General features: G+C 39.5%; 11 protein-coding genes. 6 read left to right on the top strand and 5 right to left on the bottom strand.

All coding sequences use genetic code 11. The features are described from left to right. The first annotated feature begins 3 nt into the window (after positions 1-3). Together QDN89_RS15810 and QDN89_RS15805 are read left to right on the top strand one after the other, a co-directional pair. Positions 4-621, top strand: coding sequence for an FMN-dependent NADH-azoreductase (locus QDN89_RS15810; protein ID WP_280771134.1), 618 nt, complete (start codon positions 4-6; stop codon positions 619-621). Between the two features lie 31 nt (positions 622-652). Then, positions 653-1,015 carry a hypothetical protein gene (locus tag QDN89_RS15805; protein ID WP_280771133.1) on the top strand — a complete coding sequence of 121 codons (363 nt, stop codon included), beginning with the start codon at positions 653-655 and terminating at the stop codon, positions 1,013-1,015. 93 nt (positions 1,016-1,108) lie between these two features. Here QDN89_RS15805 and QDN89_RS15800 read toward each other — a convergent pair whose 3' ends face one another. Genes QDN89_RS15800 through nikC form a run of 4 tightly spaced genes read right to left on the bottom strand, consistent with a single transcriptional unit; the run spans position 1,109 to position 4,989 of the window. Further along, a complete protein-coding gene (locus QDN89_RS15800) occupies positions 1,109-2,122 on the bottom strand; it encodes an ABC transporter ATP-binding protein (RefSeq protein WP_280771132.1) in 1,014 nt (337 codons plus the stop codon). Further along, positions 2,094-3,125: an ABC transporter ATP-binding protein gene (locus QDN89_RS15795; protein ID WP_280771131.1), complete on the bottom strand. Its 1,032-nt coding sequence runs from the start codon at positions 3,123-3,125 to the stop codon at positions 2,094-2,096. Before QDN89_RS15795 ends, QDN89_RS15800 begins: the two co-directional genes overlap by 29 nt. A 31-nt stretch (positions 3,126-3,156) precedes the next feature. After that, a complete protein-coding gene (locus tag QDN89_RS15790; protein ID WP_280771130.1) occupies positions 3,157-4,077 on the bottom strand; it encodes an ABC transporter permease in 921 nt (306 codons plus the stop codon). Positions 4,078-4,092: 15 nt separating this feature from the next. Next, entirely contained in the window at positions 4,093-4,989 is an 897-nt protein-coding gene (gene nikC, locus QDN89_RS15785; RefSeq protein ID WP_280771129.1) for a nickel transporter permease, read from the bottom strand. A gap of 428 nt (positions 4,990-5,417) precedes the next feature. On the opposite strand from nikC, the gene QDN89_RS15780 reads away from it, so the two are divergent. Then, positions 5,418-7,082: a glutathione ABC transporter substrate-binding protein gene (locus QDN89_RS15780; protein WP_280771128.1), complete on the top strand. Its 1,665-nt coding sequence runs from the start codon at positions 5,418-5,420 to the stop codon at positions 7,080-7,082. Positions 7,083-7,424: 342 nt separating this feature from the next. Here QDN89_RS15780 and QDN89_RS15775 read toward each other — a convergent pair whose 3' ends face one another. Next, a complete protein-coding gene (locus QDN89_RS15775; RefSeq protein WP_280771127.1) occupies positions 7,425-8,204 on the bottom strand; it encodes a helix-turn-helix domain-containing protein in 780 nt (259 codons plus the stop codon). A gap of 135 nt (positions 8,205-8,339) precedes the next feature. On the opposite strand from QDN89_RS15775, the gene QDN89_RS15770 reads away from it, so the two are divergent. From QDN89_RS15770 to QDN89_RS15760, 3 genes are all read left to right on the top strand, one after another. Continuing rightward, positions 8,340-9,095 carry a sugar phosphate isomerase/epimerase family protein gene (locus tag QDN89_RS15770; protein ID WP_280771126.1) on the top strand — a complete coding sequence of 252 codons (756 nt, stop codon included), beginning with the start codon at positions 8,340-8,342 and terminating at the stop codon, positions 9,093-9,095. Positions 9,096-9,118: 23 nt separating this feature from the next. After that, complete coding sequence (locus QDN89_RS15765) at positions 9,119-10,150, top strand: Gfo/Idh/MocA family protein (RefSeq protein ID WP_280771125.1); 1,032 nt, start codon at positions 9,119-9,121, stop codon at positions 10,148-10,150. A 157-nt stretch (positions 10,151-10,307) separates the two neighbouring features. Continuing rightward, positions 10,308-11,276, top strand: coding sequence for a sugar phosphate isomerase/epimerase family protein (locus QDN89_RS15760; protein WP_280771124.1), 969 nt, complete (start codon positions 10,308-10,310; stop codon positions 11,274-11,276). The last annotated feature ends 7 nt before the right edge of the window (positions 11,277-11,283 follow it).

Here is an 11,283-nt window from a genome sequence, read left to right as displayed (position 1 = left end):
AAAATGACATTATTATTTGTGACGGCTAATCCTAAAGAAACGAAGCAATCTTATGGTCTTCAATTAGCTGAAACCTTTTTAAAGGCATATAAAGAGCAAAATCCTAACGATTCCATTGAATATTTGGACTTGTTTAAAGAAAATATTCCTCCGCTAGAGCGAGAGGCACTAGCTATGTGGGAACAGCAGGGACAAGCGAAACCAAGTGATATGGAGGAGGTAACAAATCCTTATGTGGAGCAATTTCTACGCGCAGAACGAATCGTCATTGTCACTCCCCTTTGGAACATGAGTTTTCCGCCACAAGTAAAGGCTTATGTCGATCAACTTATTATTCCAGACAAAACATTTCGTTTTTCGGAAACAGGGATTGAAGGATTAATGCAGCACAAAAGAATGGTTCATATTCAGTCTCGTGGTGGCGTATATTCTGAAGGACCACTTCAAAAGTTTGAGCATGGCGACAGCTATTTACGGCTTATTTTCGGACTGATTGGGCTGAAAGAGTATGATCACCTTTTCATCGAAGGAACGAGTACATTTCCTGATGATGTGCTTCATCGGTTGGAAGAAGCTAAAGATCGAGCACGAAAGTTAGCGAAAGAATTTGCAACAGATTGATATCGTTTAGAAGGAGGTCGTGTAGTTACAGATGAAAATAGTATACCAAGCCTTGAAAAAACCGATAAAAGTAAATGTTCTAGCTGCAGGAGTAGGCGTCACGAAGTTGTTTCTCGATGCGGAAGAAATCACGTCATTTACGGAAGCGATTATCCCCGTAGCTGAAAAAAGCAGGTTAGTCGAGAACGTAGAAAGGCATGGTAAAATCTACGATGTGTTGATTTTTACGGAATTAACGAATCTTGTAGGATACGGTTTTATCGAAGACGATGTTGCCCCTGAAGAAGCCGTTGCTGCTATTGAAGCTAACGAAGTAGAATTTGAACATGTGGAAGAAGAGCTTGCTACAAAAACACGAATTCTTTATTTTGAAGAGAAACCTGCTGATTTTTAACTACGAGGATGTAATAGGAAAGAGACGAGCAAAGAGAGTTTTTCTTAAACAAAAGGAACATCAGACCACAGTCTGGTGTTCCTTTACTTGCTTTTAGTCTTTTGCTTTCATTTCACCAGATTCAATTTCCTCGATATAATGGCACGCTGCCTCGTGACCTGCAACCATACCGTCTGATGTCGTACGCAATTCAGGTACTTCATCTTTACACTTATCTGTCGCAAATGGACAACGAGTGTGGAATCGGCATCCAGTTGGTGGATCGATAGGAGATGGTACATCCCCTTTAAGAATGATTTGTTCTTTTTGTTTCGTTGGATCAGGAACTGGAATCGCTGATAACAACGTTTTAGTATAAGGATGTTTTGGATTATCAAATAAAGATTTTTTATCTGCAACCTCAACAATTTTCCCGAGGTACATGACGATTACTCGATCTGAAATGTGTCTAACTACACCAAGATCATGGGCAATAAATAAATATGTTAAATCAAGTTCTCGCTGAAGCTTTTTCAGCAAATTCAATACTTGCGCTTGAATAGAAACGTCCAATGCTGATACAGATTCATCGCAAATGATAAGCTTAGGATCAACAGATAATGCTCGTGCAATTCCAATTCGCTGTCGCTGTCCACCACTAAATTCATGAGGAAAGCGGTCTAATTGGTGAGCACCTAGTCCAACAGTATCCATAAGCTCCATCATACGATCTTCTCGTTGGTCTTTTGGAAGCACATTTTGAATTTCCATCGCCTCATTCAATACTTGTCTTACGGTCTGACGAGGATTGATGGAAGCATAAGGGTCTTGGAAAATAATTTGTAAATCCTTGCGCATTTTGCGCATTTCACTTTTATTCAATGCAAGAAGGTCTTTTCCGTTAAATGATACTTCTCCGGCAGTTGGTTCATCTAATCGAAGGATGGCACGTCCCGTCGTTGATTTACCGCAACCTGATTCTCCAACAATACTAAGTGTTTCACCAGCATTTACATAAAAGCTAATGTCATCTACAGCTTTTACGTCATTGACTTTTCTGCCTAAAATGCCCCCTTTAATCGGGAAATATTGTTTTAAATTAGTCACTCTGAGCAGTTCTGTAGTCATCTTTCACATTCACCTCCGGGCCGTCCCACTGATCGTTATAAATCCAGCAGCGGACTTGATTTTTATCATCAATATCGTCTAAAGAAGGTAATTTTTCTTCGCAAAGTCTTGTTGCAAAAGGGCAGCGTGGTGCGAAACGACAACCTTCTGGAAGATCATCTGGTCTAGGAACCATCCCTTTAATCACGTTTAGCTCATCTTGATCGATATCATGACGTGGCAATGACTGAAGAAGGCCAACTGTATATGGGTGCTTTGGTGATTTAAACAATGTGTCTACATCAGCGTATTCAACAATCTTCCCTGCATACATTACTGCAACGTAATCACATGTTTCCGCTACAACTCCAAGATCGTGGGTAATTAACATCATTGACATACCAAGCTCTTCTTGTAAACCATTAATCAACCTTAAAATTTGCGCCTGAATCGTCACGTCTAATGCTGTTGTTGGTTCATCTGCAATAAGAAGCTCTGGATTACATGCTAAAGCAATGGCAATCATAGCTCGCTGACGCATACCTCCAGACAACTCGTGTGGATATGCTTTTAATCGATCTTTAGGAGAAGGAATCCCTACTAATTCCAACATACCTAAAGCTTTTCTTAATGCTTGCTTTTTTGAAAGACCTTCATGAATCATATACGATTCTGCAATTTGGTCACCAATCGTAAAGACAGGATTTAAAGAAGTCATTGGCTCTTGGAAGATCATTGAAATTCGATTTCCACGAATCGTGCGCATATTACTTTCTGATTTTGCTAATAAGTCTTCGCCATTGAACGTAATTTTACCGCCTTTGATCTTACCTGGATCTTCAAGCAATCGCATGATCGAAAGGGAGGTGATACTTTTTCCTGAACCCGATTCGCCAACGATTCCTAATGTTTTACCGCTGGGGACATCGAAGCTAACGCCATCGACAGCTTTGATTTCCCCTTTATGAGTATAAAAAGATGTTTGTAACTCCTCCACCTTAATAATTGATTTAGGATTTTCCAATCTATTTCCCACCTTTCTAGACGTGTGTCATTTAATCTAATTCAATTCGTTTGTTAAGCACTCGGTAGGAAAGATCTACTAAGAAGTTAACAAAAACGAACAACATTGCTAACACGAGAACAGAACCTTGAACGATAGGGAAGTCACGCATACGAATGGCTTCAACAACGAATCTTCCTAGCCCATTAATAGCAAATACGGTCTCTGTTAATACAGCACCACCAAGTAATACACCAAATTGAAGGCCGACAACGGTCACAACAGGGATTAGTGCGTTTCTCAATGCGTGTTTATAAATTACATAACGTTCTGGTACCCCTTTGGCACGGGCGGTACGGATGTAATCTTGATGAATAACTTCTAACATGCTAGAACGAGTCATACGAGCAATAATTGCTGCACCTGCTGTTCCTAATGTTATCACGGGAAGAAGCAGTTGTTCTGGAGAGCCCCATCCTGAAACTGGAAGCCAATCAATCCTTAAAGCGAAATATTGAATGAGCATAAGTCCCAACCAGAAGTTAGGCATCGATAAGCCAAACAATGCAAAAATCATGATAAACATATCCAACAGTGAATTTCTTCTAGTTGCTGAAACGATTCCAGCGATTAACCCTATAAAAATACTTAATAAAGTACTGTAAAAAGCTAGTTCAACAGTTACCCAAAAACGTGCGCCAATTTCACTGCTTACCGCTCGACCGCTTCGAACGGAGTTTCCAAGGTCTCCTTGAACTGCATTCGATATAAAACTAGCGTATTGAACATAGTAAGGGTCATTTAACCCCAGTCGATCTCTCATTTGCTCTACTTGAACTTCATCGGCACGCTCACCGGCCATGATCTGTGCCGGGTCACCTGGTATCAGATGCATCATTAAGAAAACTACTAGTGTAACACCTATAATTACTGGAATTGTTTGGATTAAACGTCTAATTGTATAAACAAACAATGGGCTTCACCTCTCTTACGATTTTATTTTAGGATCGAGTGCATCACGTACGCCATCACCAAATAAGTTGAAAGCTAGAACGACAGCAACAATTGCTAGACCTGGGAACAAAGCGATATGAGGGTATTCCCACATATAGTTTCTTCCTGCAGCTAGCATTGCACCCCATTCTGGAGTAGGTGGTTGTGCCCCTAAACCTAAGAATGAAAGGCCACTGGCAGTTAATACTGCTGTGGCAACTCTTAACGTTGCCTGAACAATAATTGGAGATAAAATATTAGGAAGAATATGTCTAAAAATAATTCGAGCATCAGAAGCACCTAAAGCTCTTACAGCATCGATGTATTCTAATTTTTTTACTGATAATGTAGAACCTCGTACAATTCTGGCAAAAACAGGGATAGAAAAAATTGCAATGGCGATGATAACATTATTAATACTTCCACCTAACACCGCTACAATTCCAAGAGCTAACAAGATACCCGGGAATGCAAGGAAAACATCCATAATTCTCATTAAGATCGCATCTGTTCTCTTTCCGTAATAACCAGCCATAATTCCGATAAAAACTCCGACAACCATTCCAATTGCTACAGAAGAGAACCCGATATATAAAGTAATCGACATTCCATGGATAATTCTAGTGAAAATATCTCTTCCGTGATTGTCAGTACCAAACCAGTGCTCAGATGAAGGGCTTTGTAAACGACTACTTACATCTGGAGAATTTGGATCTAAGCTTGTTAACAAAGGACCGATAAAAGATACGAGAATAAAAAATAAAATAAGAATACCACCGGCCATCGCCACTCTGTTCGTTTTAAGCTTCCTCCACATGGTTTTAAAATTTTCCAACTGGGGATTAATGCGCTTCGTGTTTTGAGTTGACACGTTGACTGTTGTTTCTGGCATACTTTTAACCTCACTTTCGATTGATAAATAATTTGATATAAGAATATAGTGGAAAACAAATAATTTCCATTAAATAGAATATTCTAATAATTAATTCCAAATTTTCCTCTATAAAAACAAGCTAATACGAAGAAATTATATCATTCCTAAAATTTTTCACAAGTATTTTAATAGATTTCAAAATACTATATTCATACAATAATATTTTTAAATTATACTTTAACTTTATATTCTAGTCAAAGCGCTATCAATGGAAGATTCTTAATTTAATTCAAGCTTTTTAAACTTTTGCACATTAACGCTGTAAAACGTTATACTCGAAAAATTTTAATTTTAAGACTATTTCGTATTGTGTTTTTTTTTAGTTTGTTGTAGTTTAGTAATGTAGGACTTTATTACAAAACAATTACAAATAAGGGGGACAAAACATGTTTAAAAGTAAGTCTTTAAAGGTTGGACTTCTTTCCATGTCAATGTTGTTAACATTTGCAGCGTGTGCAAGTGAACCAGACAATGATGGTGGAACAGTGGACAACAATAATAGTAATAGTGCTGCTGAAAATAACAGTGACGCTAATGACAATGGTGGAAATGATAATGGTGAAGCAGATGAGCTTACGGAAGGTAATGATTTAATCATTGCTACACTATCTGATGCTGAAGCCTTAGACCCACATGGATCAAATGATGTTCCTTCTAGTACGATTCAAACAAACATTTATGAAACACTTCTTTCTCAAAATGAAGATACTGAGTTAGAACCACTACTTGCAACGGATTGGGAAGCAGTCGAAGATAACGTTTGGGAATTTACTCTACGTGAGGATGTCACATTCCATGATGGATCTGAATTCAATGCAGATGTTGTTAAAGCGAACTTCGATCGTGTATTAGACGAAGATGTTGCTTCACCGCGTTCGTTCTTATACAACATGATTGAAGAAGTTATCGTTGTAGATGACTACACTGTTCAATTCCAAACAGAATTTCCTTTCGCACCACTTCCAGCACATATTGCACACTCTGGTGGCGGAATTATGAGTGGGGAAATTATTGATGCAGATTATGAGGCAATGGAAGATGGAGGACAGCCAGGAGATTACATTAATGAAAACCCAATCGGAACTGGTTTCTTTAAGTTTGAAAGCTGGAACCCTGGAGACGAAGTTGTCTTAACGAAAAACGAAGATTATTGGGGAGAGCAAGTGAAAGTTGACTCTGTTACTTTCAAAGTTGTACCTGAGGATCTAACTCGAGTTGGTGAATTAGAAACAGGTGCTGCTCACATTATTTTCCCAGTAAGTCCTAGTGATAAAGCTAGAATTGAAAACACAGATGGTATCGATGTTTATGAACAAGAAAGCTTAAGTTTATCTTATATTGGTTTCAACATGGAGAAAGAGCCATTCGATGATGTTAAGGTACGTCAAGCTATTTCAATGGCAATTAATAAAGACGATTTGATTGAAGGCGTTATGGAAGGAACAGCAACTCCAGCAGTTGGACCAATTGGAGAACAAGTATTTGGTTTTACAGATGAAGTAGAAGGTCTTCCTTACGATCCTGAAGAAGCAAAAGAGTTACTTGCTGAAGCTGGATATGAAGATGGATTCTCTACAACAATTTGGACAAATGACAGCCGTGAGCGTATGGACGTTGCTGAACTTGTTCAAGCGCAGTTAGCTGAAATTGGCGTAGAAGTAGAGATCGAAGTACTTGAGTGGGGTGCATACCTTGATAACACAGCGGAAGGTGAGCACGATATGTTCATCCTAGGTTGGGTTACTGTAACAGCTGACGCTGACTATGGTATGTATGCATTGTTCCATTCTGATAACCAAGGTTCGCCTGGTAACCGTTCATTCATGGCTAATGACGAGTTAGATGATCTACTCGATCAAGCTCGTGAAGAAGCAGATCCAGATACGCGTGAACAACTTTATAAAGAGGCAATGGAGATTTTAGTTGAGGAAGCTCCGATGTCTTACCTTTACCACACAACGTACCTCGTAGGGTTGCGTGATGAGGTTCAAGGCTTCTGGAAGCATCCAAACGGTCTATATCAACTGCAAGACGTTACGATCGAAAACTAAATAGATGAATTAGTTGGCGCCCGATTATTCGGGCGCTTTTAATTTGGTTTAGTATTGGGAATATAGGTATCTCTATATGGTTTGGTAGCTCGCTGAGCAGTTAGTGCCCCTAAGTGAGCATTTTTGATTGAGTTAGGGCAGTAGAGGAACCAACTAGTGCCCCTAAACGAGCAATTTGATTAAAGAAAGGGCACTAGAGCGACCAACTAGTGCCCCTAAACGAGCATTATGGTAAAAGAAAGGTCACTAGAGCAACAACCATCTAGAACCTCAATTCCTTCCCTACCCCCAATCAAAACAAACAAATTTCAGCCCTACATAATAAACGGATCAGCCAATTCATCACGATGATTGTTGACGTCTAAAATGACCAGGAGATTGGCCGTAATGTTTTTTGAAGACGCGGTGGAAGTAAGCGTATGTACCAAATCCACAGTTTTCGGCAATATGTTCTAACGTCATCGACGAGTATTGCATTTGATTCAGAGCAGTAGCTAACCGAATGTCTAATGCATATTGAATCATCGTTTGTTTTGTGTGTTCTTTGAATAAATGAACTGCACGAGATACGCTTAAGTTAACGTGTTCCGCTACATCGTCCACTTTCAGAGCAGTAGTGGCGTGTTCTTCAATGTATCGCATCATTTGCGTCACAATAAAGGGGCGGTCAACCTTGTGGGAGACATCATTAATCGATTGCTCGATTGTTAAGCAAAGGGCTTTTAATATATAACCAGCCAGGTCGGGATTTTTTTCTTGAATCGGTCGGCGTTCTTCAATCGTTAAATGGCGCCATAAACCGAGAAGTTTTTCGTCAAGATGAACGCTAGAAGTTACAGGGAGATCCGATTCCTCCCACCATTCATCAATCCATGACCCTTGGCAAAAAATATGGTAATCGATGCTATCTTGGTTACCTGGAGTGAATATTTTGTATGGATCTCCAGGTTTTCCGAGGAAAAGATCACCTTTTTTGATTGCGTACGTTTTGTGATGGTGAGTGATCGTTGCAGTCCCTTCAATTTGTAACCGAAATAAGTAACTAGATAACCCAGCTTGGCTTTGGTCTTGATAACCCTTTTTATGATGCGAATAACCACAAAACCCTACTTCAAGAGACATTTCATCCCCTCCTAAGACTAAGATAGCAAAATAGTATATGTTTTTATTATATAATCTATTTTTTATAGCGACAAGCAAAGGTATGATTAGAATAAATGATAACGCTTTCGAAAGCGTGAAAAGGATGGCGATTACATGAAGAAACCACAAGTTGCAGTTCAATTGTTTACATTAAGAGAAGAAATGGCGAAAGATCCTAAAGGGACGCTTCGTGCCGTTGCTGAATTAGGTTTTGACGGAGTAGAGTTTGCAGGGTATGGTGGTCTCACTGTTCAGGAAGTAAAAGAAACCATCGACGAACTTGGTTTGAAGGCAGCATCTAGTCATGTTCCGTTGGAAGTATTAAGAGAAAATTTACTAGGAGCGATAGAAGAGCAAAAAATATTAGGGAGTCAGTATCTTGTTGTGCCTTATTTAATGGAAGAAGAGCGAACGGAAGAAGCCTATTTTTCACTTATTACTTTTTTGAAAGGAGCAGGACAAACGTGTCGTGAACATGGGATCACCCTTTGCTATCATAACCACGATTTTGAATTGGATGTTTTACCGAAAGATGGTCGCCAAGCGTTAACGGCTATTTTTGATGAAACAAATCCGGAAGAAGTGATGACAGAGTTAGATGTCTACTGGCTAAAAAAATCTGGTGAGGATCCAATCGAATGGGTGAAGCGTTACAGCGGACGAACACCCCTTGTGCACTTAAAAGATATGACAACAGATGACGAGAAATTTTTCGCGGAACTTGGCACAGGTGGTGTAAATATTGAAGGATTAACAAAGCTGTCAGCGAATCAACCAATCGAATGGTTCGTTATTGAACAAGATGTTTCCAGAAGAACACCACTAGAAAGTGTTGAAATGAGTATGAAATATTTAAAAGAGATTATCTAATTTGAAGGGGATGACGATATAACATGACAACATTTAAAGTAGCAGTTATAGGATGTGGAACGATTTCATCGTTTCGCCATTTACCAGAATATGAAGCAGAAGAAAATGTAGAAATTGCCGCCGTTTGTGACATTGTAGAATCAAGAGCAATAAAAATGTCCGAGAAGTATGATGCAAAACCGTATACAGATTATCGCGAATTATTAAAAGATGACACGATTGATGCCGTGAGCGTATGTCTTCCAAATGCGTTGCATGCACCAGTGACAATTGCAAGTTTGCAAGCAGGGAAACACGTTCTTTGTGAAAAACCGATGGCTACGTCTAAACAAGAAGCAGAAGAAATGATTCAAGCTGCCGAAGAATCAGGAAAGCAATTAATGATCGGACATAATCAACGGTTTGTCCCATCACATGAAAAAGCAAAGAAACTAATTGCCTCAGGAGAACTAGGAAAAATTTATAGTTTCCGAACAGCTTTTGGGCATGGTGGTCCAGAAGGTTGGAGTGTAGATGGAAAAGATAGCTGGTTCTTTGATAAAAAGCAGGCATTTATTGGTACATTAGGAGATTTAGGCGTTCACAAAACAGATTTGATGCGCTATATTTTAGGAGAAGAATTTGTTGAAGTTGGCGCTTTTGTAGAAACGAGCGCAAAAGAAAATAGTGATGTGGATGATAATGCCGTCTGTGTTTTGAAAACAAAAAGTGGCATCATCGGAACACTTGCCGCAAGCTGGTCATACGTACCTAATGAAGATAATTCAACGGTGATTTATGCTGAAAAAGGCATCATTCGATTGGAAGATGATCCAGAATATTCGATGATTGTACAGTATCAATCAGGAGAAGTAGTAAATTATAAACTTGGTGGCATTCAATCGAATGATAGTGGTGGTCAAACGAGCAGTGATGTCATCCACCGCTTTATCAGATCGATTGACCGAAATGAAGCCTCGCCGATATCTGGAAGAGAAGGACTGAATTCATTAGCCGTTATATTGGCTGCTTTAAAATCTAATGAGACTAAAACGATCGTGAGAATCGACGAATAAATTTTTAAAAGTTTATTTCTAAAAGAATTGTACTAACTCGACTCCGTTAAAGGCTAACGTATTCGTGTTGCTGTTGAAAAACCGCAGGATGTGAGCGATGATAAAATAACATAAAAAAGGTACGATAAGAGAGCCAAAAAAGAAAGGGTGAAGGTATATGAAGTTAGGCGTATTTACAGTATTATTTGGAGACTTGTCGTTTGAAGAAATGCTAGATACAGCGAAAGCTGCTGGACTAGATGCAGTGGAAATAGGAACAGGCGGATATCCAGGAGGGTCTCATTGTAATATAGATGAGCTGCTGGAAAGTGAAGAGGCACGCCAAGCATATCAGAAAGCACTTGATGATCGTGGAATCACAATTAGTGCTTTTAGCTGTCACGGAAATCCGATCACACCGGATAAAGCATTTGCGAAAGAGTCAGATGAGATTTTGCGAAAAACAATTAAATTGGCATCATTAATGAATGTACCGGTTGTAAATGGTTTCTCTGGGACAGCTGGGGATCATGAAGGAGCGAAACATCCAAACTGGCCTGTTTCTCCTTGGCCAAGTGAGTATTCCGACGTCTTGAAATGGCAGTGGGAAGAAAAACTCGTACCTTACTGGAAAGAAATTGGTCAGCTTGCCGAAGAACATGGCGTAAAGATTGGTCTTGAGCTTCACGGTGGATTTTTAGTTCATACGCCACATACGATGTTGGAACTTCGAAAACGCACATCGAATGCGATCGGAGCAAATTTGGATCCGAGTCATCTATGGTGGCAAGGGATTGACCCTGTTGCGGCGATTAAGATATTAGGGAAAGAAAATGCGATTCATCATTTCCATGCAAAAGATACGTACATTGATCAAGATCACGTGAACATGCACGGGTTAACAGACATGCAGCCATATTCCATGGTGCAATCACGAGCGTGGTCGTTCCGTTCTGTTGGATGTGGTCACAGTATGCAAGAATGGTCCGATATCATTAGTGCCTTGCGTACGTATGGTTATGATTATGTTGTAAGCATTGAGCATGAAGATCCAATCATGTCCATTGACGAAGGATTTTCTCGTGCGGTGAAAAACTTAGATGATGTTATCATTCGTGAGCAGCCTTCTGATATGTGGTGGGCTTAATAGAAAG

The organism is Salipaludibacillus daqingensis (genome assembly GCF_029891575.1).
GTDB classification, from domain to species: Bacteria; Bacillota; Bacilli; order Bacillales; family Salisediminibacteriaceae; genus Salipaludibacillus; species Salipaludibacillus daqingensis.
The sequence above is the reverse complement of the archived record's forward strand: the minus strand, read 5'-3'. Positions and strand labels throughout refer to the sequence as shown.